At 68.7% G+C, this 26,327-nt stretch carries 27 protein-coding genes; 12 read left to right on the top strand and 15 right to left on the bottom strand.

Annotated elements, in window-relative coordinates; translation table 11 throughout:
* Positions 1–5: 5 nt before the first annotated feature.
* A complete protein-coding gene (locus IEV96_RS06570) occupies positions 6–293 on the bottom strand; it encodes a GNAT family N-acetyltransferase (RefSeq protein WP_188509845.1) in 288 nt (95 codons plus the stop codon).
* A gap of 104 nt (positions 294–397) precedes the next feature.
* On the opposite strand from IEV96_RS06570, the gene IEV96_RS06565 reads away from it, so the two are divergent.
* Genes IEV96_RS06565 through IEV96_RS06550 form a run of 4 tightly spaced genes read left to right on the top strand, consistent with a single transcriptional unit; the run spans position 398 to position 2,554 of the window.
* The gene (locus IEV96_RS06565) at positions 398–862 is read left to right on the top strand and encodes a VanZ family protein (protein WP_188509844.1); all 465 of its coding nucleotides are present in this window, start codon (positions 398–400) and stop codon (positions 860–862) included.
* A 24-nt stretch (positions 863–886) separates the two neighbouring features.
* The gene (locus IEV96_RS06560) at positions 887–1,183 is read left to right on the top strand and encodes a hypothetical protein (RefSeq protein ID WP_188509843.1); all 297 of its coding nucleotides are present in this window, start codon (positions 887–889) and stop codon (positions 1,181–1,183) included.
* A 3-nt stretch (positions 1,184–1,186) separates the two neighbouring features.
* Positions 1,187–2,026, top strand: coding sequence for a DUF3097 domain-containing protein (locus tag IEV96_RS06555; RefSeq protein WP_188509842.1), 840 nt, complete (start codon positions 1,187–1,189; stop codon positions 2,024–2,026).
* Between the two features lie 15 nt (positions 2,027–2,041).
* Complete coding sequence (locus tag IEV96_RS06550; protein WP_188509841.1) at positions 2,042–2,554, top strand: PaaI family thioesterase; 513 nt, start codon at positions 2,042–2,044, stop codon at positions 2,552–2,554.
* A 3-nt stretch (positions 2,555–2,557) separates the two neighbouring features.
* Here IEV96_RS06550 and IEV96_RS06545 read toward each other — a convergent pair whose 3' ends face one another.
* The 11 genes from IEV96_RS06545 to glgX all read right to left on the bottom strand — a co-directional run bounded on the left by IEV96_RS06545 (position 2,558) and on the right by glgX (position 14,754).
* A complete protein-coding gene (locus IEV96_RS06545) occupies positions 2,558–3,004 on the bottom strand; it encodes a hypothetical protein (protein ID WP_188509840.1) in 447 nt (148 codons plus the stop codon).
* Positions 3,004–4,716, bottom strand: a complete 1,713-nt coding sequence (locus IEV96_RS06540; RefSeq protein WP_188509839.1) for a long-chain-fatty-acid--CoA ligase — start codon at positions 4,714–4,716, stop codon at positions 3,004–3,006. Before IEV96_RS06540 ends, IEV96_RS06545 begins: the two co-directional genes overlap by 1 nt.
* A 19-nt stretch (positions 4,717–4,735) precedes the next feature.
* Positions 4,736–4,963: a hypothetical protein gene (locus IEV96_RS06535; RefSeq protein ID WP_188509838.1), complete on the bottom strand. Its 228-nt coding sequence runs from the start codon at positions 4,961–4,963 to the stop codon at positions 4,736–4,738.
* Between the two features lie 112 nt (positions 4,964–5,075).
* A complete protein-coding gene (locus IEV96_RS06530; protein ID WP_188509837.1) occupies positions 5,076–5,405 on the bottom strand; it encodes a DUF7882 family protein in 330 nt (109 codons plus the stop codon).
* A gap of 92 nt (positions 5,406–5,497) precedes the next feature.
* Positions 5,498–5,767, bottom strand: a complete 270-nt coding sequence (locus IEV96_RS06525; RefSeq protein ID WP_188509836.1) for a hypothetical protein — start codon at positions 5,765–5,767, stop codon at positions 5,498–5,500.
* A 96-nt stretch (positions 5,768–5,863) separates the two neighbouring features.
* On the bottom strand, positions 5,864–6,433 hold the full coding sequence (locus IEV96_RS06520; protein ID WP_188509835.1) for a TIGR03086 family metal-binding protein: 570 nt from the start codon (positions 6,431–6,433) through the stop codon (positions 5,864–5,866).
* 116 nt (positions 6,434–6,549) lie between these two features.
* Positions 6,550–7,659: an Rv2578c family radical SAM protein gene (locus tag IEV96_RS06515; RefSeq protein WP_188509834.1), complete on the bottom strand. Its 1,110-nt coding sequence runs from the start codon at positions 7,657–7,659 to the stop codon at positions 6,550–6,552.
* 105 nt (positions 7,660–7,764) lie between these two features.
* On the bottom strand, positions 7,765–8,313 hold the full coding sequence (locus IEV96_RS06510; RefSeq protein WP_188509833.1) for a YceI family protein: 549 nt from the start codon (positions 8,311–8,313) through the stop codon (positions 7,765–7,767).
* 173 nt (positions 8,314–8,486) lie between these two features.
* The gene (gene treZ, locus IEV96_RS06505; RefSeq protein ID WP_188509832.1) at positions 8,487–10,220 is read right to left on the bottom strand and encodes a malto-oligosyltrehalose trehalohydrolase; all 1,734 of its coding nucleotides are present in this window, start codon (positions 10,218–10,220) and stop codon (positions 8,487–8,489) included.
* The gene (gene treY, locus IEV96_RS06500) at positions 10,217–12,550 is read right to left on the bottom strand and encodes a malto-oligosyltrehalose synthase (RefSeq protein ID WP_188509831.1); all 2,334 of its coding nucleotides are present in this window, start codon (positions 12,548–12,550) and stop codon (positions 10,217–10,219) included. Before treY ends, treZ begins: the two co-directional genes overlap by 4 nt.
* On the bottom strand, positions 12,550–14,754 hold the full coding sequence (glgX, locus tag IEV96_RS06495; protein WP_188509830.1) for a glycogen debranching protein GlgX: 2,205 nt from the start codon (positions 14,752–14,754) through the stop codon (positions 12,550–12,552). The genes treY and glgX overlap by 1 nt, the downstream gene beginning before the upstream one ends.
* A 113-nt stretch (positions 14,755–14,867) precedes the next feature.
* Between glgX and IEV96_RS06490 the strand changes: the two genes are divergently transcribed.
* Together IEV96_RS06490 and IEV96_RS06485 are read left to right on the top strand one after the other, a co-directional pair.
* Positions 14,868–15,413, top strand: a complete 546-nt coding sequence (locus IEV96_RS06490) for a DUF1697 domain-containing protein (RefSeq protein WP_188509829.1) — start codon at positions 14,868–14,870, stop codon at positions 15,411–15,413.
* Positions 15,414–15,422: 9 nt separating this feature from the next.
* Positions 15,423–16,049, top strand: coding sequence for a DivIVA domain-containing protein (locus IEV96_RS06485; protein WP_188509828.1), 627 nt, complete (start codon positions 15,423–15,425; stop codon positions 16,047–16,049).
* A gap of 226 nt (positions 16,050–16,275) precedes the next feature.
* Here the strand turns inward: IEV96_RS06485 and IEV96_RS06480 are convergent, their stop codons facing one another.
* From IEV96_RS06480 to IEV96_RS06470, 3 genes are all read right to left on the bottom strand, one after another.
* Positions 16,276–16,923, bottom strand: a complete 648-nt coding sequence (locus IEV96_RS06480) for a hypothetical protein (RefSeq protein WP_188509827.1) — start codon at positions 16,921–16,923, stop codon at positions 16,276–16,278.
* Positions 16,924–17,324: 401 nt separating this feature from the next.
* Positions 17,325–17,975, bottom strand: a complete 651-nt coding sequence (locus IEV96_RS06475; RefSeq protein WP_188509826.1) for a response regulator — start codon at positions 17,973–17,975, stop codon at positions 17,325–17,327.
* The gene (locus tag IEV96_RS06470; protein ID WP_188509825.1) at positions 17,972–19,663 is read right to left on the bottom strand and encodes a GAF domain-containing sensor histidine kinase; all 1,692 of its coding nucleotides are present in this window, start codon (positions 19,661–19,663) and stop codon (positions 17,972–17,974) included. The genes IEV96_RS06475 and IEV96_RS06470 overlap by 4 nt, the downstream gene beginning before the upstream one ends.
* 88 nt (positions 19,664–19,751) lie before the next feature.
* Here IEV96_RS06470 and IEV96_RS06465 point away from each other — a divergent pair, with 88 nt between their 5' ends.
* The 6 genes from IEV96_RS06465 (at position 19,752) to IEV96_RS06440 (ending at position 26,254) form a co-directional block, all read left to right on the top strand.
* Complete coding sequence (locus IEV96_RS06465) at positions 19,752–20,825, top strand: zinc-ribbon domain-containing protein (protein ID WP_229733104.1); 1,074 nt, start codon at positions 19,752–19,754, stop codon at positions 20,823–20,825.
* Positions 20,826–21,115: 290 nt separating this feature from the next.
* On the top strand, positions 21,116–22,180 hold the full coding sequence (locus tag IEV96_RS06460; protein WP_188509824.1) for a thiamine ABC transporter substrate-binding protein: 1,065 nt from the start codon (positions 21,116–21,118) through the stop codon (positions 22,178–22,180).
* Positions 22,144–23,844 (top strand): ABC transporter permease, encoded by a 1,701-nt coding sequence (locus IEV96_RS06455; protein WP_373282423.1) that lies wholly within the window; start codon positions 22,144–22,146, stop codon positions 23,842–23,844. Before IEV96_RS06460 ends, IEV96_RS06455 begins: the two co-directional genes overlap by 37 nt.
* Positions 23,845–24,834: an ABC transporter ATP-binding protein gene (locus IEV96_RS06450; protein WP_188509823.1), complete on the top strand. Its 990-nt coding sequence runs from the start codon at positions 23,845–23,847 to the stop codon at positions 24,832–24,834. It abuts the gene before it with no gap.
* Positions 24,831–25,367, top strand: a complete 537-nt coding sequence (locus IEV96_RS06445; RefSeq protein WP_188509822.1) for a nucleoside/nucleotide kinase family protein — start codon at positions 24,831–24,833, stop codon at positions 25,365–25,367. The genes IEV96_RS06450 and IEV96_RS06445 overlap by 4 nt, the downstream gene beginning before the upstream one ends.
* Entirely contained in the window at positions 25,364–26,254 is an 891-nt protein-coding gene (locus tag IEV96_RS06440; protein ID WP_188509821.1) for a sulfurtransferase, read from the top strand. The genes IEV96_RS06445 and IEV96_RS06440 overlap by 4 nt, the downstream gene beginning before the upstream one ends.
* The last annotated feature ends 73 nt before the right edge of the window (positions 26,255–26,327 follow it).

The raw sequence follows: 26,327 nt of genomic DNA, 5'->3' as shown, positions 1-26,327 counted from the left end.
GGCGCCTAGACCTCGTCCACGTACTCGGCGAGCTCCGGGTGCTTGCCGAGCCAGTGCGCGACCATCGGGCATTCGCCGACGATGCGCTTGTCCTCGGAGCGCGCATCCGCGACCGCGAACTCGACCAGTGTGGAAGCGAATCCACGCCCGCCGAACTCCGGCTGCACCACGGTGTGCGTGAAGACGCGCTGGGTCTCGGTGTCTTCGTACCTCGCGTAGCCGATCTCTGACCCGTCGAGGGTCAGGGTGTACTGCTTGCGTGCGGGCTCGTGCTCGATCTGGGGCTTGTCCATTCCTCCATCCTGCCCGAGGCGGGCCTGCGCCGCAGGACTCCGCTCACACGTCGCGTGCACCCTTCTCCCACTTACCGCGGAGGCGGGACTGAGACGATGGCATTGTGTTCCGTCGCCACCCGATCGTCAGCGTTGTGACCCTGGCGTACCTCGGAACCCTGGCCTGGCTCACCCTCACGCCGTCGAACACCAGCGAGCGCACGTTCTCCTTGCTGCAGCGGGTCGTGCGGGCCTTCCAATCGAACGCCGACACCGACTTCCTCACCTTCGCCAGGGTCGAATTCATGGCCAATGTCGCGCTCTTCGTGCCGATGGGCGTCTTCGTCGTCCTGCTGCTCGGTCGGCGGCTGTGGTGGGCGGGCATCTTCGCCGGCGTTCTCGCCTCGTGCTGGATCGAGCTCGCCCAGGGCATCTGGCTCTCCGACCGGGTGTCGGACCCGCGCGACCTGCTGTCGAACGGCCTCGGAACCGTGCTCGGCGTTCTGCTCGCGCTGGTCATCACCTGGCCGGCGGCGAACCGGCTTCGCCAGCAGAGTCGCGCGAGGGCGGCACGTCAGGCGGGGGCCTAGCGTCGCGTGCGCGAAGATGGAGTCATGACTACCGAAACATTCGACTTCGGAATCGGCGCCCAGGTCTACGTCGAGGCGGTGTCGGAAGACGACCCCTCGCCGTGGCCGGAAGAGCCCAGCGGCGTCATCGTCGGCTCGGGCGGCGCGGCGATCCAGCGCGTCACCAACTCGGGCGGGCCCACGCGCATGTGGATCGTCGAATTCGACTCGCCGCAGACCCACCTCGACGGCACGACGGGCCACACGAGCGCCCAGGTGCACGAGAAGTACCTGCACCTCGCTCCGCCCTACGTCGCGGAGCCCTCCTTCCAGGAGAACTAGACCGTGACGTACGACCGTTACGGTTCGGACCCGCTCGTCGGTTTCACGAAGCGCCCCGTCGTCGGCACCGCGCCCGTGGTGCCCGCCGAACGCGATCTCGTGCTGGAACACGCCGCGACCGGTTTCGTCGGCGCGATCGTGCGCATCGAGAGCGGGAGCGTCGAACTGGAGGATCGCGCGGGCAAGATCCGCGCCTTCCCGCTCGGCGGCGGCTTCCTGGTCGACGGCGCACGGATCACCCTGGGCGCGCCGGTGCGCAAGGCGGCCGGGCCGGGACGCAGCGCCTCCGGGTCGATCAGGGTCACGGATGTCGCGGCCCGCGTAGCCCTGCCGAGCCGCATCTACGTCGAGGGCCGCCACGACGCGGAGCTCGTAGAAAAAGTCTGGGGCCACGACCTGCGCGTCGAGGGTGTCGTCGTCGAATACCTCGAGGGCGTCGACGATCTGGTGAACCTGGTCGCACAGTTCGGCCCCGCGAAATCCCGCAGGCTGGGTGTGCTGGTCGACCACCTGGTGCCGAATTCGAAGGAGAGCAGAATTGCGGATGCCGTGGCGCGCGGACCGCACGGATCCCACGTTCTCGTCGTCGGGCATCCGTATATCGACGTCTGGCAGGCGGTCAAGCCGGCCCGGCTGGGTCTGCGTGAATGGCCCGTCATCCCGCGGGGAATCGAGTGGAAGCACGGCATCTGCGCCGCGCTCGGCTGGCCGCACGACGATCAGGCCGACATCGCCCGCGCCTGGCAGCGCATTCTCGGTCAGGTGAATTCCTACAACGATCTGGAGCCGGCGCTGCTCGGAAGAGTCGAACAGCTCATCGACTTTGTCACCGATCCGGCCTAGCAGCACACTGGGGACATGACCCCAGAGAACAACGTCGTTCGCACCCGCACCGTCGAGTGGGACGATCCGATGATCGGCGCCTCCCGCGCCGCCACGATGCCCGGCATCGACTACCTGCAGGCGATGATCGACGGCGAGATCCCGCCGCCGCCGATCGCGACCCTGATGAACATGAACCTCGAGTCGGTGGGACCGGGAACGGCGACGTTCAGTTGCCACCCCGACGAGTCGCACTACAACCCCATCGGCTCGGTGCACGGCGGGTTCGTCTGCACCGTGCTCGACTCGGCGGCGGGCTGCGCGGTGCAGACCACGCTGCCGGCGGGCACCGGCTACACGTCGCTCGAGATCAAGGTGAGCTACCTGCGCGCGGTGAGTACCACGACCGGGCCGCTCACCGTGGTCGGCACCGTCGTCAAGCCGGGGTCTCGGGTCGCGTTCGCCGAGGCGGTCGTGCTTGACGGGCAGGGCCGCACCGTGGCGACGGCGAGCAGCACGCTGCTGGTGTTCCCGATCCCGACGGCCTAGCCGCTACGACTGGCCGCTCGGGCCGTGCAGCGACGACCAACGGCCCGGGCGAAGCACCCAGCCGGCGACGGTGAGGATCACGGCCGCGACGAGCGCCGTCGTTCCGGCGGCGAAAAGGGTGCCGAGCAGATCGATGGCCTCCTGCGGCGGCACGGTTCCGACGAGCGAGTTGGCCTCGACGACGAGGTGCAGGTAGAGCGCGCTGTTCGCGACCCAGACGACCAGGATGCCCGCGACGATCCACGTCAGCTCCGGTCGACGGGTCGTCTGGTTCTCCGCGATCGCGCCGATCAACACCGCGGCGACGAAGAGCGCGGCGGCCACGATCGACAGTACGAACGCCCCGGCCGGAAGGAACCCGCTGACGACGGCGACCACGACGCCGGCAAGGACCGCGGCGAGGCACCAGCGCCACAGCCGTGCGGCACGCTCGCGCGGGGTGCGGCCCATCACGCGCCCTGGTCGGCGTCGAGCAGGTTCGTGCGCACCTCGCGGCGCAGCACCTTGCCGATCAGCGACTTGGGCAGCGCCTCGACGACGACGAGACGCTTCGGCACCTTGTAGGGCGTGAGGTTCTCGCGCACGAAGGCGCGGGCCGCCTCGGCGTCGAGTTCGGCGCCGGGCTCGAGCACGACCGCCGCGACGACCGCCTCGCCGCTGTGGCCGTCGGGCAGGCCGACCACGGCGGCATCCGCGATGCCGGGGAAAGCCCGCAGGCATTCCTCGACCTCGCTGGGGGCGACGTTGAAGCCGCCCGTGATGATGAGCTCCTTGATGCGGTCGACGATGCTGACGAAGCCGTCGGCATCGATGCTCACGATGTCACCGGTGCGGAACCAGTGCGCGCCGTCGTCGGCGGATGCGACGAACACGGCCGCCGACTCTTCCGGCTTACGCCAGTACCCGCTGAAGACCTGCGGACCACGCACGAGCAGCTCGCCGGCCTCGCCAGGGGCCCGGTCTATCTCGGGGTTCTCGGGGTCGACGACCCGCACCTCGGTGTTGGGCAGGGGCAGGCCGACGGTTCCGGCTCGGCGGCTGGGCGCCACCGGGTTCGCCATCAGCACGGGGGAGGTCTCGGAGAGACCGTAGCCCTCGACGAGGTATCCGCCGGTCGCGGCCTCCCACGGCTCGACCACGGCGGCCGACAGCGGCATGGCCCCGGAAATGGAGATCTCGATGCCGGCGAGCGATACGCCCTTGTCGGCGGCGGCCTTCGTGAGCCGCTCGTAGATCGGCGGCACGGCCGGGAGGAACGTCGCCGGGCGCTTCTTCACGACGGCGAGCACGAGGTCGGGGTCGAACTTCGGGAACAGCACGAGTCGCGCGCCCATGCTCATCGCGAAGGTGAGGCAGAGCGTGAGGCCGTAGGCGTGGAACATCGGCAGCACGGCGTAGACGACGGCGGTACCCCGAGGGACGGTCGGGGTCCAGGCGCGGGACTGCGCGGCGTTCACCGTGAGGTTCAGATGGGTGAGGGTCGCGCCCTTGGGTGTGCCGGTCGTGCCGCTCGTGTACTGCAGAAGCGCCACATCGTCGGCGCCCGGGCGTGCGACCTTGTCCGCGATCGGCTTGTGGTCGAGCAGGTCCTTCCAGAGGACGGTGCCGCGCACACTCGTGGTGAGGGCGCCGCGCGACTCCCGCGCCTTGGCGATGGGCAGGCGCAGGAGCGTTCGCGTCAGGAGCGGCATAGCCCGGGTGACGTCGACCGAGATGATCGTTTCGACCGCGACATCCGAGGGAAACGCCTGAATAGTCTCGACGACCTTGTTCCAGGCGATCACGAAGCGCGCGCCGTGGTCTTCGAACTGGTGGCGCAGCTCGCGGGGAGTGTAGAGCGGGTTGTGCTCGACGACGATGGCCCCGAGGCGCAGCACGGCGTAGAAGGCCACGATGTGCTGGGGCGCGTTCGGCAGTACGAGGGCGACCGGGTCGCCCTTCTTCACGCCGAGTCGTCGCAGTCCCTCGGCGGCGCGCGAGATCTGCTCGCCCAGCTCGCGGTAGGTGGTGGTCGCGCCGAAGAATTCCAGGGCGACATTGTCGGGGAATTCGCGGATGGAGCGTTCGACGAGGTCGAAGAGCGATCCCTCGGGGAGCTCGATCTCGTGCGGCACTCCGGGGGCGTAGCTGGCCAGCCAAGGGCGAGGCGTGTAGGTGGTCACGAGGACCACTCTATTGAAGCTAGGCGGCGCGCACGATTTCGATGGCGCGTTCGCGGGAGAGCGTCTGGCCGACCTCGACAGCGTGGTTGTAGTCGGCGCCGCGCAGTGCGACGTAGACGCGGCCCACTTTGTGCACGTAGCCGAGGGTTTCGTTGGGTGTGAGCAGGGCGAAGAGTTCGTCGTCGATCATCGCGACACTCACGGCGCGGTCGGACGCAGGCTTGCGGCTCGGTGAAATGAGAACCATGGTGGTCGTCGTTGTCCTCAGGGGTCTACGGGGTGGCCCTCGATTGGGGGCGTTACAGTCAATCAAAACCAACGACGAGCGAACAGACGGTTGTCAAACAGAGAAATGCTTGCTACACCTGCGACCGCGGGGCGGGGGTGTCGCCGTGGGGCTCTCCCGTGAACTGCAGGCCCTGGGCGGTGTGCGCGGAGAGCGTGAGAATGTCGAGCCACTCCCGGTTGATCGTGACCGGCTTGCTGCCCGAGTAGCGGAAGTAGAGGGGAATCGACGAATCGAGCCAGATGCTGCTGCGCCCGTCGCCGACGCTCGCATCGTCTTTCCAGGAGAAGAAGAAGCTCTCGCGTCGACGCAGCTTCGCGCCGATGACGAGCTGCAGATGGGCCATGGCCCTGTCGTCGAACACGACCTCGATACCTGACTCGCCGTACAGAATCTTGCCCATAACCACTTCCATCGTCGGTCCTTCCCCACGAGTGGGGAGATGCGCCCCGGACGTCGTCGTCCGGGGGAGTAGCACGCGGTGTTACACGAAGACTAGACCACGAGCTTTGCCGTGTGAACACGCGGACGCGTGATCGGGACGAAGGCACCCCTGGCGGCGGCGAGCGAGTCGAAAATCACGCGCTCACCGGGGTGGTCCATGGTCGTCACCTCGTACAGACCGTGCCGCAACTCGATGAACCCGAGAATGGAAAGGTGGTCGCTTTCGGGAACCCGCTTGTCGCAGACCCGCCACTCCGTCGGGGAAAGCGCGTCGAGTCGGATGTCGATGGACAGGGGTCGTTGGTCGTACTGCATCGTCACTGCTGGGCCTCCTTGCACAAGCAAAATGCCTGCATATCGTAAGCAGATGCGCCGCGGGCGCAATAGGGATTGACGCGACGCGGATCGAAAACCGCCCTACCTGCGGTCGTCGCGCCCCGTGATCGCGAGCAGTCGCGACTGCAGCGGGGCGTCGTCGCCGACCGGAACGGGCGAGGCGAAGAGCCCGCTCGCCTCCAGGGTGTCCTTCTGCGGCTCGAACACGCTCCACACGGCCCGCACGAGTTCGTCGTCGAGGGTCTCGTCTGCGCCGACAGCCCGGGCGAGATCCCACGCGTGGATGGTCACGTCGGCGACCTGTTCGCGCAGGTACTCGTCTACCGTGACAGTGTCGTAGGAGAGCTGCACGCGTGCGTCGCGCGGTGTGCTCTGCCACGCCGAGGTCGCGGCGAGCGAGTACAGCGCCCACTCGCCGGCGAGGTCGTCGCGCAGGCGGTCGATGCTCGAGCGCGCCTGCTCGAGCGAGCGGCCCGCGAGCAGGTGCGGAACCCACTGCTGCTCTTCGACGACGTGTGCGACCAGGTCGCGCACGCTCCAGGCGGTGTCGGGGGTCGGCCCGTCCCAGTCTTCGATGGCGGCAATGCGGGCGGCGAACTCCTGGTGGGCGCGGTGCTGCAGCTGAACCCAGTCGAAATCGGTGGTCGTCACGGTCTATCTCCCTCAGGTGCTGCCGGTCGCGCGGATCGTCACGCCGTGTTGAGAGCCAACGTCGAGCGATAGTCGGTTCATTCCGGCGCGGTCCAAATCGCCCAGGTGACCCGTCGTCAGAACAGCGTCGGCACGCCGAGAGCCTGGGCCGCGGCGGCGGGCGGCAGCTCTTCGGCGATGAGGGACGGCAGGGTACGCCGTTCGCCGCGCTCGTCGAAGCGCGAGCGCACGTCGGGTGCGGCCACGCCGCCCGTCGTCGGGTCTTCGATGCCGCGGGTGAGGCCGTGCTTGCGGATCAGCGGCTGCATCTTCGCGGCGAGCCACTTTCGGTATTCCTTGGGCGCGTAGGAATTGACCCCGTAGTACATGAACCGGTACTTCTCGACGAGCTGCGGATGATTCAGCTCGAGCCACTGCATGAACCACTCTTTGGTTCCCGGTCGTAGGTGCAGCGCGGTGTACAGCACGCTCGTGGCACCGGCCGCCTTGATCTGGCGCAGCGCCTCGTCGAGGTGGGCGTTCGTGTCGGTGAGGTGCGGCAGGATCGGCATCATGAAGACGGAACAGTCGAGCCCCGCCTCGCGCACGGCGCTCACCGTGGCGAGCCGGGCCTTGGCCGTGGGGGTGCCCGGTTCGACGGCCTGTTGCAGGTCGTCGTCGAAGATCGCGATCGACATCGCCAGCGACACCGGGATCTGCGTGTTCGCCTCGACCAGCAGCGGGAGGTCGCGGCGGAGCAGGGTCCCCTTGGTGAGGATCGAGAACGGCGTGCCGCTGTGGGCGAGCGCGGCGATCACGCCGGGCATCAGCCGGTAGCGCCCCTCGGCCCGCTGGTAGGGATCGGTGTTGGTGCCGAGTGCCACTGCAGGAATGACCGCGCGCTTGGTGCGCAGCTCTTTTGTCAGCACCTCGGCCACGTTGACCTTGACGATGATCTCGTTGTCGAAGTCTTTGCCGGCGTCGAGTTCGAGGTAGGTGTGGGTGGCGCGCGCGAAGCAATAGACGCAGGAGTGACTGCAACCGCGATACGGATTGATCGTCCACGCGAAGGGCATGGCGTTGCTCGCGCCGGGAACGTGGTTGAGGGCCGTCTTCGCGAGCACCTCGTGGAAGGTGATGCCCGCGAACTCGGGCGTCTGCACGCTGCGCACCACGTTGCTCAGTTTGGCGAGGCCCGTCAGCGAATCGCGTTGCTCGACGTTGATCGCCTGTCCGTCCCACCTCACGCGCGCACCGCTTTCCTCGTTAAATGCCTCACGCCCCCATTCGAACACATGTTCGAATGGGGGCGCAAGTGTCGCGTGGGTATCTGGCGACGGTGCTGGGGTGCCTTACGGCTGGAGGACGACCTGGATCTCGAAGTTGATGGTGACGTCGTTGCCGAGCGTGAGTCCGCCGGCCTCGAGGGCGGCGTTCCAGTTGACGCCGAAGTCGAGGCGGTTGATCTTGGTCGAGGCGGAGGCACCGAGCTTGGTCTGGCCGTAGCCGTCGGTGATGACACCGCCGAGCTCGCCCTTCAGGGTGACGGGCTTGGTGACGCCGCGCAGGGTGAGGTCGCCGTCGACGAAGAAGACCTCGCCGTCGACGCGCACGCCGGTGGACACGAAGTCCATGGTCGGGAACTCTTCGACGAGGAAGAAGTCGCTCGTCTTGAGGTGGCCGTCGCGGTCGGCCTGGTTGGTGTTGACCGAAGCAACGTCGACGGACGCCGTAATGGCGGTCTCGGCGGGGTTGGTGGTCGTGACGACGGTGACATCGAACTTCTCGAACGAGCCGCGCACCTTGGAGATGGCGAGGTGGCGCACGCTGAAGGTGATGTCGGAGTGGGTGGGGTCGAGGGTCCAGGTTCCAGCGGGGATGGTGGCGACGTCGATGGTCATGGTGTGTACTCCAGAGAATTTTCGAAATAGACGAGCACGGCGGTGCTCACAGATTCATTCAAGCGCATGGACCTGCGCGCTATTCCCGATCGGGCGAAAAAGTTTTAGCTACAACTAAATACGCCGTCCGGGGTCCACATGTGGATCCCGGACGGCGTCGGATAGCCCGCGCGTCAGTGCTGCAGGATGACGGCGCTGTGAGCCGGCAGGCTCAGCACGGTGCCGGTGACGGAAGCCGCGTCATCCGTCGCCAGAATCACGGTCGCCTCGAGCACCGGCAATGACAGCTCCTCGAGACCGAAGTTGACCACGATCGACACGTCGTCGCGTTCCACGAGGAACCAACGGAGGTCGTCGTCGAACGCGGCGCGCACGTGCGAGAACGCGGGGTCGGTGAGCGCCGGCGTCGCCCGGCGCAGGGCGATGAGCTCGCGGTACAGGGCGAGCAGGCGCGCGTGGTCGCCGGACTCGACCGACGACCAGTCGAGCTTGGAGCGCTCGAAGGTCTGCGGGTCCTGCGGGTCGGGCACGGTGTCGGGGTCCCAGCCCATCGCCTCGAACTCGGCGATGCGGCCCTCGGCCGTCGCCTTGCCGAGTTCGGGTTCCGGATGCGACGTGAAGAACTGCCACGGGGTGGTGGCGCCGAACTCCTCGCCCATAAAGAGCATGGGCGTGTAGGGCGAGCACACGGTGAGGACCGCGGCGATCGCCAGCTGGCCGTAGTCGAGCGTGGCCGTCAGCCGGTCGCCCGCCGCGCGGTTGCCGATCTGGTCGTGGTCCTGCGAGAACGTGACCAGGCGCCAGGTGGGGGTCACCGGGTCGATCGGCGCGCCGTGGTCGCGCTTGCGGAACGACGAGAACGTGCCGTCGTGGAAAAACCCGCTGGTGGTGACCTTGGCCAAGGCTTCGAGTGATGCGAAGTCGGCGTAGTAGCCACTCGTCTCGCCGGTGAGAGCGACGTGCAGGGCGTGGTGGTAGTCGTCGCTCCACTGGGAGGTCAGACCGAGCCCGTTGGCCTCGCGCGGGGCGACGATACTCGCATCGTTCATGTCGCTCTCGGCGATCAACGTGAGCGGGCGCCTGACGTGGGCGCTCAGGGCGTCCGCCTCCTGGGCCAGCTCCTGCAGGATGTGCGGGATGGCCGTGTCGATCAGCGCGTGCACCGCGTCGAGCCGCAACCCGTCGACGTGGAAGTCGTGGAGCCACATGAGTGCGTTGTCGAGGATGTAACGTCGCACCTCGGCCTCGTCGAGGTTGACCGAGGAACCCCACGTGTTGGCGCTCTCGCTGTGCAGGTACGGGCCGAAGTTCGGCAGGTAATTGCCGCTCGGGCCGAGGTGGTTGTAGACGACGTCCTGGATCACGGCGAGACCGCAGGCGTGGCAGGCGTCGACGAAACGCTGGTAGGCGGCGGGACCGCCGTAGGTCTCCTGCACCGAGTACCAGAGCACCCCGTCGTAACCCCAGTTGTGCGTGCCGTTGAAGCCGTTGACCGGCAGCACTTCGACGAAGTCGATGCCGAGGTCGACGAGGTAGTCGAGGCGCTCGATGGCCGAGTCGAGGGTGCCCTCGGGAGTGAACGTGCCGATGTGCAGCTCGTAGATGACCCCGCCGGCGAGCTGGCGCCCGGTCCAGGCGGCGTCGGTCCACTCGAATTCGTCGTCGTCGAACACGGCGCTCGCCCCGTGCACCCCGTCGGGCTGGCGGCGGGAGCGCGGGTCGGGCAGCAGGTCGCCGCCGTCGATCTGGTAGCCGTAGCGCGTGCCGGGGGCGGCGTCGACCGTGGTTCCCTCGGGGACGCGCCAGTTGCCGCCGCCGCTCGAGACGAGCGCGAGCGCGGTGCCGTCCACGTTCAGGTCGACGCGGGAGGCCTTGGGCGCCCAGACCTCGAAGTTGCGGTTCTTCACGATGTGACCTCCACGGGGGCGAGCAACGCCACCGGATACTTGCGGAACAGGTTCGAGAGCAGCACGGTGCCGCCCGGGTAGCGCGCACCGGTCAGCACGTCTTCGAGCTCGTGGCCCGGCAGCGTGATGGCGGTGTCGCCCCAGCCGTCGCCAGCCGCGAGCCCGACCGGCAGACGCACCGCGAGGGTCACGGCGCCGCCGCGGTCGAACGCGACGACGTGCTCGGCCTTCTCGCCGAGGGCCTCGAGCGGGGCGTAGCGGGTGAACAGCTCGGGACGGTCGCGACGCAGACGCAGGGCACGCGAGGTGACCAGGAGCTTCGCGGCGCCGGTCTCGTCGATGTCCGGTTGCGCCCCGGCCGAGACCGCCTCGAGGTACAGGCGGCGGATGTCGTAGTCGACCGGCCTGCGGTTGTCGGGGTCGACGAGGCTGGTCTCCCACAGCTCGCTGCCCTGGTAGACATCGGGTACGCCGGGGGCGGTGAGCTGCACGAGCTTCGCCGAGAGCGAGTTCGACCAACCGGCGTCCGCGATTTCAGCGACGAAACCTTCCACGATGCCGCGCACCGCCGCGTCGTCGAACACGCTGTCGACGACGCCGTGCATGCGCGCCTCGAACTCTTCGTCGGGACCGGTCCAGGTCGTGGAGTTTCCGGCCTCGCGGGCGGCCTTCTCGGCGTAGCCGTGCAGGCGTTCGCGGCTGGCCGGCCACGAGCCGACGATCGCCTCCCAGAGCAGGTTCTCGAGCGGGCCGTCGCCGAGGGGCGCCAGCTCGCGCAGGTGACCGAGCACGGACTCCCAGCGGTCCGGCACCTCGGACAGCACGTTGATGCGGGCGCGGGTGTCTTCGCCGCGCTTCGTGTCGTGCGTGGAGAGTGTGGTCATCGAGCCGGGCAGGCTCGCCTGGCGGACGCTCTGGCGCTGGTGGAACTCGGCCACCCCGATGCTGAACTCCTCGGGATCCGCGCCCACCTCGGTGAGCGAACCCAGCCGGGTGTAGCGGTAGAACGCGGTGTCTTCGACACCCTTGGCCATCACCATGCCCGAGGTCTGCTGGAAGCGCACCGCCATCGGCTGCTCGGGGTCAAGCAGCACCGGCAGCAGTTCGTCGATGGTCGACGACAGCTCGGGGCGGTGACGTCGGGCGAGCTCCGCGGCCTCGTGGAGGTGCTCGGCGCCGCTCGGCAGGTACGACCGGTAGACGGGGAAGCACGCGAGCAGCTCGGCCACGGCGTCGGCGACGAGCGCCGCGTCGCTCTCGGGTCGGGCCACGCGGTACTCGCGGGCGAGCCGGTTGACCTCGGAGTTCAGGATGCCGTCGGCGATCCCGCGCTTCGTGCCGTGGATGAGCGTTTTCCACTCCACGGGCTGAGCGCGGTCGCGCAGGGCCGTGTCGATCGCGTCGAGGCGGTCTTGCCCCTTCGCGTCGACGAGCACGCGGTCGATGTCGGCGAGGGCGTCGTAGCCGGTGGTGCCGGCGGTGGCCCAGAAGGCGGGGAGCCGTTCGTCGCCCTCGAGGATCTTCTCGACGAGCACGTAGGTGCCGCCGGTCGCCGCCGCGAGCGTGTCGAGGTAGCCACCCGGGTCGGCGAGGCCGTCGGGGTGGTCGACGCGCAGGCCGTCGGCGAGGCCCTCGGTGATCCAGCGCACGATCTCGGCGTGCGACTCCTCGAACACCCACGGCACCTCGACGCGCACACCGGCGAGGGTGTTGACAGCGAAGAAGCGGCGGTAGTTCAGCTCGGAGTCGGCGCGACGCCAGTTGATCAGCTCGTAGTTCTGGCGGTCGTGCACCTCCCGGGGCGACGCACCGTCGTCGGCGGTTCCCGCGGAGATCGGATAGCGGTTCTCGAAGTAGTGCAGTTCGCTGCCGACGATCTTCAGGTCGTCGAGCGCGTCGTCGCCATCAGCCAGGACCGGAACGCGCAGCTTGCCGCCGCCGAAGTCCCAGTCGATGTCGAACGCCTCGGCGTAGCGCGAGTCGCGGCCCTTCTCGAGCACGTCCCACCACCACGCGGTCTGCGTCGCGTCGGCGACACCGAGGTGGTTCGGCACGATGTCGACGAGCAGGCCCATACCCGCTTCGTGGCAGGCCTTCGACAGCGCGGCGAGGCCCTCGGGGCCGCCGCGCGCCGGGTCGACGATCGAGTTGTCGACGACGTCGTACCCGTGGTCCGAGCCCTGCGTCGAGCGCAGGATCGGCGAGATGTAGACCCAGTCGGCGCCGAGCGTCTTCAGGTAGTCGACCAGATCGGCGGCGGCGAACAGCGTGAAGTCCGCCGTGATCTGCAGTCGATAGGTCGAGACGGGCAGCGCGGTGATGTTCGCCATTACTCGACGACCGGTCGTGCGGGGGCGTTGATCGGGCTGCTCGTGCCGGTCAGGGCGATGAGCGAGGCCGCCACCGAGTTGTCGGTCTCGGGCTCGGGACCGGACGACTGGCGGAGGATCAGCGCGGACACCGCCTGGGCGGTAACCGTGTCGCCGGCGCTGCGAGGCTCGGTCGAGACACCGGCACCCGCCGTGTCCACCACGATCTCCCACGCGGAGGCGTACTCGTCTTCCGGCAGCGTGAACTCGACGGCCTCGGTGTGCGCGTTGAGCAGGATGAGGAAGTGCACGTCGACGATGGGCTCGCCGCGCATGTCCTTGCCGCGGATGCCGTCGCCGTTGAGGAACACGCCGATCGAGCGACCGAAGCCGGAGTCCCAGTCCTCGGGCGCCATGGCCCGGCCGTCGGGCGCGAGCCAGCCGATGTCGGGCAGCGGTGCGCCCTCCTCGCGACGCACGGGGCGTCCGTCGAAGAAGCGGCTGCGGCGGAACGTCGGGTGGTCCTTGCGCAGGTGCGCGATCGCCGCCACGAACTCCATCAGGGGGAGGTCGGCCTTGTCCCAGTGGATCCAGCTGATCTCGTTGTCCTGGGCGTAGCCGTTGTTGTTGCCGCCCTGGGTGCGGCCGATCTCGTCGCCGTGCAGCAGCATCGGCACGCCCTGGGAGATCAGCAGCGTGGTGAGGAAGTTGCGTTGCTGCCTGGCACGCATTTCGAGCACCTGCGACTCATCCGTCGGGCCCTCGACGCCGAAATTGTACGAGCGGTTGTGCGATTCGCCGTCGTTGTTGTCTTCGCCGTTGGCGTCGTTGTGCTTCTCGTTGTACGACACGAGGTCGGCGAGCGTGAAGCCGTCGTGCGCGGTGACGAAGTTGATGGATGCGACCGGGCGACGACCCGACTGCTCGTAGAGGTCGGCGCTACCGGTGAGCCGCTCCGCGAACTCGCCGAGCGTCGACGGCTCGCCCTTCCAGAAATCGCGGACGGTGTCGCGGTACTTTCCGTTCCACTCCGTCCACTGGGGCGGGAAGTTGCCCACCTGGTAGCCGCCAGGGCCGACATCCCACGGCTCGGCTATGAGCTTGACCTGCGAGACGATCGGGTCCTGCTGCACGAGCTCGAAGAAGGTCGAGAGCTTGTCGACGTCGTAGAACTCGCGGGCGAGGGTGGAGGCGAGGTCGAAACGGAAGCCGTCGACGTGCATCTCGGTCACCCAGTAGCGCAGGCTGTCCATGATGAGCTGGAGGGTGTGCGGGTGGCCCACGTTGAGCGAGTTGCCGGTGCCCGTGTAGTCCATGTAGTACTCGGGGCTGCCGTCGACGTGGCGGTAGTACGCCTTGTCGTCGATGCCGCGCATCGAGAGCATCGGGCCGAGGTGGTTGCCCTCGGCGGTGTGGTTGTACACCACGTCGAGGATGACCTCGATGCCGGCGTCGTGCAGCGAGCGCACCATGCCCTTGAACTCCTGCACCTGCTGGCCGAGTTCGCCGTTGGAGGCGTAACCCGAGTGCGGCGCGAAGAAGCCGATGGTGTTGTAGCCCCAGTAGTTGTTGAGGCCCTTCTCCTGCAGCGCGGAGTCGTTGATGAACTGGTGCACGGGCATCAGCTCCACCGCGGTGACGCCGAGCTTCTGGTAGTGCTCGATCATGATCGGGTGAGCGACGCCGCCGTAGCTGCCGCGCTGGTCTTCGGGGATTCCCGGGTGCAGCTTGGTGAGTCCCTTGACGTGCGCCTCGTAGATGAACGTGTCGCTGTACGGCGTGCGCGGGTGGCGGTCGCCGGCCCAGTCGAAGTAGGGGTTGATGACGACGCCGAGCATCGTGTGCGCGGCCGAGTCGTCGTCGTTGCGCGAGAGCGGGTCGCCGAAGTTGTACGGGAAGACGCTGGGGTCCCAGTCGATGACGCCGGTCGTCGCCTTGGCGTACGGGTCGAGCAGCAGCTTGTTTGGGTTGCTGCGGTCGCCCTTCTCGGGGTCGTAGTCGCCGTGCACGCGGTAGCCGTAACGCTGGCCGGGCTGCACCTGCGGAAGATAGCCGTGCCAGACGTTCGCGTCGACCTCGGTCAGTTCGTACCTGGTCTCGTTGTGGTCATCGTCGAAGAGGCAGAGTTCGATCTTCTGGGCGGATTCGCTGAATAGTGCGAAGTTCGTTCCGTTTCCGTCATAGGTTGCGCCGAGCGGGTAGGCAGATCCGGGCCAGACAGTCAATTAATCCCCTTGTTATAGACGTGGTGGGTCGCTGTTCACGATAGACGGTGCCCGCGCACGCTGTCACAGCTTTGCCGGTGTGACCGACGTGTGGTAGTCGCTAGGGTGATGGCGTGAACCGTTATGTCGCGCTGCTCAGGGGCATCAATGTGGGCACCGCGAAGCCCATCGCGATGGCCGATCTACGCGCCTGCATCGAGGCCCTCGGGCACTCCAACGCGCGCACGCTGCTCCGCAGCGGCAATGTCGTCTTCGACAGTGCCGAGCCGGTCGACGCCCGTTCGCTCGAGACGGCGATCGCGACCGCTACGGGCGTGTCGGCCCCCGTTGTGCTCGTCGACGACGCGCGGTTCCGCCAGATCGTGGCCGCGAACCCGTTGGCCGAGGTGTCGGTCGATCCGTCGCGGGCGCTGGTCTACTTTTTAAGCGGTCCCGTTGCCGGCGGCCCCGCGGATGACACGGGCCGCGGCCGCCCGTCCGACACCGATCTTCTTCCCGAACGCCTGGCCTTCGGCGAGCACGCGATCTACCAGTGGTGTCCCGACGGCATCTCGCAGTCGAAGGTGCCGGCGAAATACTTTCTGAGCCTCGGCGTGACCGCGACCGGACGCAATCTGCGCACGGTCGAGAAGATCGTGGCGCTGCTCGACACGCCCTAGGGTGAGGGGATGCCCACCTCCGACTCCGTTCTCGAAGCCCGGTTCACCGTCACGAAATTCCGCGAGGGTTACGAGCAGGCCGCCGTCGCCGGCTTTCTCGCCCGGGCGGGCGCCGCGCTCGCCGCGTGGGAGAACACGTCGGCTGCGCCCGCGCTGACGGCCGACGAGGTGCTCGCCCTGCGGTTCGCGACCGTCAAGTTCGACAACGGTTTCGACCAGGACGAGGTGGACGACCTGCTCGCCCGTGTCGCTGCCGCGCTGCGCGAGTACGAGGCCACGGCCGCCGCACGTGCCACGGCACGTGCCTCGGTCGCCGAGCCCGTCGAAGCGCCGCCCGCCGATCTGGTGCACTCGTCGTTGCTCGCCGACAAGACCTTCACCACCACGAGATTCCGCACGGGGTACTCGATCGTCGGTGTCGACGGCTTTCTCGCCGCGGCGCGCGAGTTGATCGCCACCTACGAGACCACGGGCGAGCCGTCGGTACCGGCGCCCTTTGCGTCTGCCGACGTGGTCAATGTGCGATTTACTCCCACCTCGTGGCGCCGCGGCTACGAGCAGAACGAGGTCGGCGAGCTGCTCACCGGCATCATCGCGACCTTGGCCTACTACGAGCGGGTAGCGGCCGCCCGCTGATCAGCGGTCCCGCCTCGCAACGCGCGGCGACTTGTCACAAGTCGGCCAGGGGCTCGCCGAGACCGATCATTATTGAGCACGCGCTCAGACTCTCTGCCGAGCGGAGCGGGCATCGCCCGCAGACGCGCACCGAAGGTGCGTGTGCCGCACCGACGCGCGGAACTGGTTCGACCGCTGACGATTCGACCAGCGTCACGCCGTTCGCCCGGTTCCTCCCCGTTCGGTGTTATGAGGGGAGGGAAAGCCTGACGCCGGTCACACCCTCTTCGGGGATCACGCAGGTATCGTCTTTTCCCCTGTGCAAGGTGGTCCCGATTCGGTCGTCGGGTGGGGCGATGACGTCGATCATCGCGCGCACATCCTGCGGCCCGTAGAGATCGGTGAACACCTCTCTTTTCCCCTCCGCATCCAATACGAATCCGTGGGCTTCGAGTTCCGCGATCGCCGCATCGATGTGCTCCGGCCCGCTGAGCTTGATAAAGCGCGAATATCGGACTCCGCTGGTGAAAAAGCGCGGTGGCCCGAAATGGTAGTCGCAGACGATCTCGCTGATCGACGCCAGATCCAGCGTCTTCGCCACCTCGTCGAGGGTCTTCACCTGGGGTGCAGGCCCGGAGCTGCAGCCCGCGAACCCGAGAAGAACCGTCAGCACGGCCAGAACCTTGACCTTACGCATCTTCACCTGAGTCATGAGTCGAGTATGGGTCATATTGGCCATGAAGGTGAAGGAATCCCGGCGAGGTGACGGAATCAGCACGCGATCGGCCGATCTGGTGACATCGGCACGGGATAGATCCGGCTGCTCGCCGAGACCGATCGTTGTGTGAAACGGCGCAACGCCGTTTCGGATCAGGATGCGTCGCGCGAGGCGCATCCGCGATCTTTGGGCCCTAAGGCGCGGGATCCCGCGAGTATGTCCCACGTTTGCGACCGAACTGCGCAGCCGGAGCGCTCGCAGAACTGAACTGGTTTTGGGGCCACCGCGGGTCGAGAATCGTGTACTGCCGATGAGAGCGGATGCGCCCACGCCGGAAGACGAAACTCCGCTGGCTCTGTCGGCCACCGACCTGACCGCCCTCACCGGCGTGCTGGCAGGGCTGACCGGACTTGTCATGGCCGGCGGCATCGACGAGCTGACACCGCCGGCTTTCTACGCCGTGCGGTCTAGGACGGCATGGTCGAAGTTAAACCCGGGACCGCCGCCGGAACCGCAGAACTCACGCGGGCCCTCGAAGATCCGATCCACCGGGCCCGGGGCGCGCTGGGCGAATTCCGCTAGCGGTCGCGCTTCGGGAGCCACTCGGCGCCGAGCACAGCGGCCTGCGTTCGACGCTGCATCCCGAGCTTCGACAGGATGCCGCTCACGTTGTTTTTCACTGTCTTCTCCGCGAGGAAGAGCGCGCCCGCGATCTCGCGGTTCGACATGCCCTCGGCGATGAGGGCGAGGATCTCGGTCTCGCGGGGCGTCAGCAGGCCGAGGGGCGACGCTGCAGCGCCGGGGGAGCGCACCCGGTCGAGCACCCGCTCGGTGACGGTCGGGTCGAGCAGCGTGGTGCCCGCGGCGACCGAGCGGATCGCGTCGACGAGGCTGGTGGCCCGCACCTCTTTCAACAGGTATCCGTCGGCGCCGGCGAGTACCGCGGCGAGCACGGCCTCGTCGTCGTCGAACGAGGTAAGGATGAGGCACCGGATGCTCGGATCCGCCGACTTCACGTCGCGGCACACGTCGATGCCGCTGCCGTCGGGGAGGCGTCCGTCGAGGATCGCGACGGTCGCGCCCGACTCGAGGATCGCCGCGGCCGCGCCCGTGGCGACTCCGCTCTCGCCGACGACGGCGAAGTCGCTCTCTTCCGAGAGCAGGTCGATGAGGCCTCGACGCACGATCTCGTGGTCGTCGAGCAGGTAGAGGCGGACGGGGGCGGTCACTGCGACACCACGGGCACGGCCCAGTCGATCGTCGTTCCCGAGGGGGCGCGGGCTGCGGTCGCGAACCGGCCGCCGCGCGCACTGGCCCGGTGGTCGAGGTTGTCCAGCCCGCTGCGCTTGCCGACCTCGCCGAGGCCGCGGCCGTTGTCGGTGACGACGACCCGCACCTCGGTGGCGGAGACGGCGATGGTGATGTCGACACGGGTGGCCTCGGCGTGCCGCACGACGTTGCTCAGCGCCTCCCGCAGCACGGCGGAGACCTCGTCGCCCAGCTCACTGTCGATGAGGGTGTCGACGGGCCCGCGGAAGTCGAGCGACGAATCGATGCCCTCGCCCTCGAGGATCTCGCGCACGAGCTGGTTGAACCGCTTCTTCTGGCTCCAGGTCGTGGCGCTCGGCGTCGTGCCGAGCTGGAAGATCGTCTGGCGGATCTGCCTGATGGTCACGTCGATCGCGTCGACCTGCGCCGAGATGCGCGCCGCCGCCTGGCCGCTCGTCGAGCCGACGATGCTCTGCAGCCCGAGACCCACGGCGAACAGGCTCTGGATGACGTGGTCGTGCAGGTCGCGCGCGATGCGGTCGCGCTCGTCGGTGAGGGCGACGTGTTCGCGGTTGTTGCGCGCCATCGCCAGCTCGCGCGCGATGGCGACGCTGCGGGCGAACCTCTTCGCCATGCGCCGCTCGGCCACCGTGTAGGGGTGGCCCGTCCGGTCGCGGGTGATGACGAGGGCGCCCTCGCGCGTTGCCTCGATGTCTCCCCACGGGATGACCATCGTCGAACCGATGAGCGCGCTCGCCCAGAGCTCGATGTCGCGGAAGGCGGAGGGGCGGTCGTCCTTGAGTTCGAGCGCGCGGCGAACCCGCCCGGGCAGCGCGGCGATCTCGTCGTCGGCGACGGTGCCGGTCGCGTCGGCGAGTGGGCCGAACTTCTGCGCGAACGGCAGGGCGTCGGGGTCGTCGGTCGGCAGCACCAGTCCCACGAACGACGCGTCGGCGAGGGTGAGGATGAGGTCGGCGATCGGGGCGACGTCGGACTCGCCCAGGTCGCCGGAAAGCAGACGCTGGTTGATTTCTTCGGATGCCGCGAGCCACCGTTGCCCCAGGTGGGCCTCCTCGTAGAGGCGGGCGTTGGCGATCGCCGTACCGGCCATGGAGGCGAGGGTCAGGATGATCTGTTCGTCGACGGCGTCGAACGATCCGCGCGCGCTGCCGGTGAGGTAGAGGTTGCCGTAGACGGTTCCGCCGACGCGCACGGGCACGCCGAGGAAGCTCTCCATCGGCGGGTGGCCGGCGGGGAAGCCGACCGAACGCTCGTCGCGCGAGAGGTGCTCGAGCCGGATCGGCCTGGCCTCGGCGATGACCGAGCCGAGCAGGCCGTGGCCGCTGGGCGGCGCGCCGAGCTCGGCGACGATGCCGTCGCTCATGCCGACGTGGATGAACTCCTCGAGCATCCCGTCGGGGGAGATGACGCCGACCGCGCCGTAGCGTGCGGAGGCCAGATTGCAGGCGACCTGGACGACGTTGCGCAGGGCCGTCGGCAGGTCGAGATCGGACGAGATCGCCTTCGACGCCGCGATGAGGCGGGCGAGTTGCTCGCGGGCGATCTCGGTCGATTCGGCGCGGCTCATCACTTCGGCCACGAGATCGATGAGGGAGAGCCCGCCATCTGTCTCGTGCGAAAACGCCATGGTTACAGAGTATTAGAGCTTTGCTGTGTGTACCCGCCCCTCGGGTCTGATGTCGGTGGCCTCGTCTACCCTCGCCGCGGGAGGAATAGTGGCAGAGCCGGTGAACACCTGGTGGGCACGCCGTCAGTGGTCGAAGGGCACAGCCATGCCCTACGCCGTCGGCACCTACCGGGCCGACTGGGAGCGGTACCCGGTTCTCATCCGCCAGTACCATCCCGACCTCAACCACGGCGTCACGCTCACGCAGATCCCGCCGCTCGCCGAGGTGCTGCTGGTGTGGCAGTGCGACGCGGGCCACACCTTCGTCGCCACGCCGGAAGAGCAACGCAACAGGCCGGGGCGCGAACGGCGCAAGTCGTCGTGGTGTCCCGACTGCGCGGCGCTCGCCGTGCCGCGGCGGGCGCCGGTCGCGGCGAGACCCGAGGTGCTGCCGCCGCCGTACGCGTGCGGGCATCCGCGCGATCTGCGCCGCATCGAGACCGGCGACGACGACCGCTGCTATCTGTGCCGGCGGCTCGACGGGTCAGCCGTCACGCGCGAGTGGCTGCTGTCGATCGTGACACCGGGGCAGCGCGAGTCCCTCGCCGTCGAGACGGGCACGGCGACCTCGTACCGCTGGGTGTGCGGTCGCGGCCACGGCACGTGGGAGTCGACGGTCGAGCGCATGCTCGGCGGACGGGGCTGCCGCACCTGCCGCAACGCGTCGGCCGGGGCCGACCGGATCGCGGTCGGGGAGCCGTTCATCAGCGCGCTCGCGCCCAGACCCGCGTCGGCGGTCGAGGGCGATCTGCGGATGCGCGTGGCCGAGCGCTTCGATTTCGACCTGAGCAACAACGCGATCCGGGTGGCGAAGCCGTTCTTCAACAACCTCGAGATCTGGCCGGACATCATCGTGCCCGAGCTGCGCGTCGCCATCGAGTACGACAGCGTCGGCCGGCACGGTCTCGAGCACGTCGGACGGCACGAAGAGAAAGACCGCAGGAAAGACCGGATGCTGCGCGCGAACGGCTGGCAGGTCATCCGGGTGCGCACGGGCCGCCTGCAACCGCTCGGCCCGCACGACATCGTGGCCGGCTCCGTTTCCGGCCGGCTCATCGAACGGCTCGACGACGAGCTCGCGGTGATCGCGGGCGAGCTGATGGTGGCGTCGTACCGGCGCTGACCGCGCCGCCCGTTCCCCGTCGCTCGACAGGAGCCGCGGCATCCGCCCGCCCGAATCGGTCCTGTCGACCGCGCGTGCGGGCCGGCCGGTCCTGTTCGAGCGTCGACCCCGCGCGGGGGTTACACTGATCTCGAACACGGGAGTCCGGTGAGCCGGGCTGAGAGGAAGCTAAAGCAAGCTTCGACCGTCGAACCTGATCTGGATCATGCCAGCGCAGGGAGGCATTCTCACGGGGAGATCCATATCTTCTTCAACCCGTGCCTATTTCAGCGACTGAAAGGGCACGACAAGTGCACACATCCAAGAAAACTCTGGCCGGCTTAGGGCTCCTGCTCGTGATCGGCCTCGCGGTCAGCTCCTGCGCGAGCGAGGCGGCACCGGGCGCGACGCCGGAGAAGCTCGTGCTGGTCACGCACGACTCGTTCAACCTGAGCGAGGGCACCCTCGCGAAGTTCACCGACGAGACCGGCATCGAGGTTCAGGTGCAGGCATCCGGCGACGCGGGCCAGCTCGTGAACAGCCTCGTGCTCACGAAGGATTCGCCGCTCGGCGACGTCGTCTTCGGCATCGACAACACGTTCGCGAGCCGCGCGGTGAACGAGGGCGTGCTCGAGGACTACGCGTCGAAAGACCTGACCGACGCCGAGGAGCAGTACCTGCTCCCCGCCGGCAGTGGTCGCGAACAGCTCACCCCGATCGACAACGGCGACGTCTGCGTTAACGTCGACCACGAGTGGTTCGCCGAGGCCGGCATCGAGGAACCGACCACTCTCGACGACCTCGTCAGCCCCGAGTACAAGGATCTCTTCGTCACTCCGGCCGCCAACTCCTCGTCTCCGGGACTCGCCTTCCTTCTCGCCACCATCGCCGCCAAGGGCGAAGACGGCTGGCAGGACTACTGGACGAAGCTCGTCGACAACGGCGTCAAGATCGACGCCGGCTGGAGCGACGCCTACTACGTCGACTTCTCGGGCCCGTCGAGCGACGGCGACCGACCGCTCGTCGTCAGCTACGCGTCGAGCCCGCCCGCCGAGGTGACCGAGGGCGCGACCGAGGCCCCCACCGGCGCGCTGCTCGACACCTGCTTCCGTCAGACCGAGTACGCGGGCGTCATCGCCGGCACCAAGAACAAGGCCGCCGCCGAGAAGCTCGTCGACTTCCTCTTCTCGCCGACCGTGCAGAACGACATCCCCGAGAACATGTTCGTCTTCCCGGTGAACGCCGAGGCCACGCTGCCCGCGACCTGGGCGCAGTTCGCCGCGATCGCCGAGAACCCGTTCGAGGTCGCCCCCGACGAGATCGACACGAACCGCGAGGAGTGGCTGACCGAGTGGGCGGCGATCGCCACCCCGTGATCTCGCGTGTCGGGGTACGTCCGGCGCCGAGCACGGTCATCGCGATCGTGCTCGGCGCGGGCCTGCCCCTCGCGTTCGTCGGTGTCTTCTTCGCGTGGCCGGTGGGGGCGATGGTGGCCCGCGGCCTGTTCGCCGACGGGATGCTCGACCTGAGCGGCTTCGCCGAGGTGCTGGCCCGGCCGCGCACACTGCGTCTCATCGGCCTCACGATCAGCCAGGCCGCTCTCGCCTCAGCCGTCTGCGTCATCCTCGGTCTCCCGATCGCGCACGTTCTCTACCGATTGCGTTTCAGGGGCCAGCGGATGCTGCGGGCCCTCGTCGTGCTGCCGTTCGTGTTGCCCACCGTCGTCGTCGGTGTGGCGTTCCGCACGCTGCTGCGCGAGGGCGGGCTGCTCGGCTCGCTGCGCCTCGACGGAACGTTCGCCGCGATCATGCTCGCCCTCGTCTTCTTCAACGTGGCCGTCGTCGTGCGCACGGTCGGCACCACGTGGGAGGGGCTCGACCAGCGGCAGGAGGAGGCCGCCCGGGTGCTCGGCGCCGGTCCGGTGCGCGTGTGGTTCACGGTCACGCTGCCGCGGCTCGCGCCCGCGATCACCTCGGCAGCATCCATCGTCTTCCTGTTCTGCTCCACGGCCTTCGGCGTTGTGCTCGTCTTGGGCGGCACCAGATTCGGCACGATCGAGACCGAGATCTACCTGCTCACCACCCAGTTCCTCGACCTGCGTGCCGCGAGCGTGCTGTCGGTGACCCAGCTCGTGGTCGTCGTCGCGGTGCTGCTCGTCGCCGCGCGGGCGAGGGGCACGCGCACGGCGCAGCGTCGCGTCGACTCGGCCCGGTCGGGGCGGGCCCCGCGTCTCGGCGACCTGCCGAACATCGCCGTCACGCTCGTCGTCGCCGCCTTCCTCGCCCTGCCGATCGTCGCGCTGCTGTTGCGGTCGCTGCGCACAGCCGACGGGTGGGGGCTCGGCAACTACCTCGCGCTCGGCACTACCGGCAGCCGCAACGCGCTCGTCGTACCGGTCTGGACGGCGCTCGGCAACTCGCTCGTGATCGCCGTGCAGGCCACCGCGATCGCCCTCGTCATCGGGCTCGCGGCGAGCCTCGTGATCTCCCGTCGACCACGATCGGCCGGGCTGCGTCGCTCGCTCGCGGGCTTCGACGGCGTGCTGATGCTGCCGCTCGGCGTGAGCGCGGTGACCGTCGGGTTCGGCTTCCTCATCACGCTCAACACACCGCCGTTCGACCTGCGGTCGTCACCGGTGCTCGTGCCGATCGCGCAGGCGCTCGTGGCGCTGCCGCTCGTGGTGCGCACGATCCTGCCGGTGCTGACCGGCATCGACGGGCGGATGCGCGAGTCCGCCGCCGTGCTCGGCTCGCCGCCGTGGCGGGTGCTGCGGGATGTGGATCTCGCCATCGTCGGGCGACCCGTGCTCGCGGCATCCGGATTCGCTTTTGCGGTCGCTCTCGGCGAATTCGGCGCGACAAGCTTTCTCTCCCGTCCCGACCGGCCCACGCTGCCCGTCGTGATCTTCCGGCTGATCGGCCTGCCGGGCGGGGACAATTTCGGAATGGCCATCGCGGCCTCGGTGGTGCTGGCCGGCGTGACGGTCGCGGTGATCGCGCTCGTCGAGCGGCTGCGCGTGGGAACGATGGGGGCTTTCTAGATGACCGAGGTTTCGCAATCGGGTGCACTGCGGGTGGAGGGTGTGACCGTCAGGTTCGACGGCGCCGCCGTCGTCGACGACGTCACGCTGTCGCTCGAGCCGGGCGAGGTGCTCGGCATCCTCGGGCCCTCGGGCAGCGGCAAATCGACGCTGCTGCGCGCGATAGCCGGGCTCGAGCGCCTGGACGCCGGCCGGGTGCTCTGGCACGCCGAGGACATCACCGGCGTGCCCGTGCACAAGCGCGGGTTCGCGCTGATGTTCCAGGACGGGCAGCTGTTCCCGCACCGCACGGTCGGGCAGAACATCGCCTATCCGCTGCAGATCGCGCGCGAGCCGTCGGCCGCCCGCGTGAGCGAGCTGCTGACCCTCGTCGGCCTCGCGGGATTCGGTGATCGCCGGGTGACCGAGCTGTCGGGCGGCGAGCAGCAGCGGGTCGCGCTCGCGCGTTCCCTCGCCGCCGGGCCCCGGCTGCTGCTGCTCGACGAGCCGCTCAGCTCGCTCGACCGCGAACTGCGCGAACGGCTGGCCGGCGACCTGCGCCGCATCCTCGACGAGACCCGCACCACGGCGGTCTTCGTCACGCACGACCAGGACGAGGCGTTCGCCGTCTCCGACCGGGTCGCGGTGATGGTCGGCGGCCGGCTGCGGCAGACCGGCACCCCCGCCGAGGTGTGGCGCCGCCCGACCTCGCCCGAGATTGCCCGGTTCCTGGGCTACACGACTGTGCTCGGGGGAGACGCCGCGCGGCTGGTTCGACCCGGGGCGGAGCATCCGGTCGCGCTGCGGCCGTCCGCGGTGGTCGTGACGGATGGCGGGCAGGTCGCCGCGACGGTCGTGCGCAGCACTCCCGCGGTCGACGGCTCGCGCGTGCGGCTGTTTCTGCCAGGGATCGGCGAGCTCGACGGGATCGCGAGCGCGCAGCATCCGGTCACCGCTGGACAGGACGTGACGGTGCGCTTCGGCGGCGACGGAATCGCGGAACTGCCGTGAGGGCCGCGGTGCTGCTGATCGACGGGCGGTCCGGATCGGGCAAGACCGAACTCGCGCGCGCGATCGTGGCCGGGTCGCCGACAGCCCAGCTGGTGCGGCTCGACGACCTGTACCCGGGGTGGGGCGGGCTCGAGGAGGGCAGCCGTGTCGTGCGCGACGACATCCTCGCGAGCGACACCCCGAGCTGGCGGCGTTGGGATTGGGAGCTCGGGCGGCACGCGGAATGGCACGACATCGACCCCTCCCGTCCGCTCGTGATCGAGGGCTGCGGCGCGCTCAGCCGCGACAACCGCCGGCTCGCGACGTTCGGCATCTGGGTCGCGCTCGACGCCGCCACACGAAAGCGGCGCGCCCTCGAGCGCGACGGTTCGACCTACGCGCCGCACTGGGACGAGTGGGCGGCGCAGGAGGACGCGTTCCTCACCCGCGAGAACCCGGCAGCTCACGCCGACGCCGTGATCGACGGAAGCGACGTGACCCTCGAGCTCGCTCGGTGGCGGGCCGTGGTGGATGCTGCGAGAGTAACCGAGTGACTTCTCCCTTCATCTCCGTGTCCGAACTCTCCGACGCCCTCGGAAGCGACCGTCCTCCCGTGGTCCTCGACGCGAGCCTCGAACTCCATCCGCCGCGGTACGACGGCGACTATCGCAGGGACAACGGCCGACCGCGGTGGCTGGCCGGACACATCCCCGGTTCGCACCACGTCGACGTGGCCACCCGGTTCAGCGACACGACCGCGAAACTCAACTACACGCATCCGGAACCCCAGCAGATCGCCGACGAGCTCGCGCGCCTCGGAGTGGCCGCCGACACCGACGTCGTCATCTACGACACCACGGGTACCGTGTGGGCGGCCCGCCTCTGGTACCTGCTGCGCTGGATCGGCGTGCGGGCGCGGGTGCTCGACGGTGGCCTCGGCGCGTGGAAGGCCGCCGGCCAGCCGATCGAGAACGGCGAGGCGGTCGAGGCCGCGCCCGTCGCCGCGTGGACCGCGACAGTGGCCCGCAAGGCGTGGGTGAGCCAGCAGGAGCTCGTCGAGCGTTCGGCCTCCGACTCCCGGCCGCTCGTCTGCAGCCTCCCCGCGGGCAGCTTCGCCGGGACCGACCCCACGCGCTACTCGCGCCGCGGACACATCCCGGGCAGCGTGAACGTGTCGAGCCGCGACCTGTTCAAGGCCGACGGCACCCTGAAGAGCCGGGTCGAGGTGATCCTGGCCTACGACGGTGCGGGCGTCGACACCCAGGCCGTGGGCGCGTCGGGAACCGAAGAGGTGCTGCTCTACTGCGGCGGCGGCATCACGGCGTCCGCCGGAGCACTCACGCTCGCGGCGATCGGGGTGAAGGCGGTGCGCATCTACGACGGGTCGCTCGAGGAGTGGTCGGCCAACCCGGCGTTGCCGCTCGAGGTCTCCTCTCCCTGAGTTCTCCGCTCCCTGAGTTCTCCACAGGGCCGGGCTTTTCTCCACAATTCTGCCGCCCAACACTCGAACGTGT

It is taken from the genome of Conyzicola nivalis (assembly GCF_014639655.1).
GTDB lineage: Bacteria > Actinomycetota > Actinomycetes > Actinomycetales > Microbacteriaceae > Conyzicola > Conyzicola nivalis.
The sequence above is the reverse complement of the archived record's forward strand: the minus strand, read 5'-3'. Positions and strand labels throughout refer to the sequence as shown.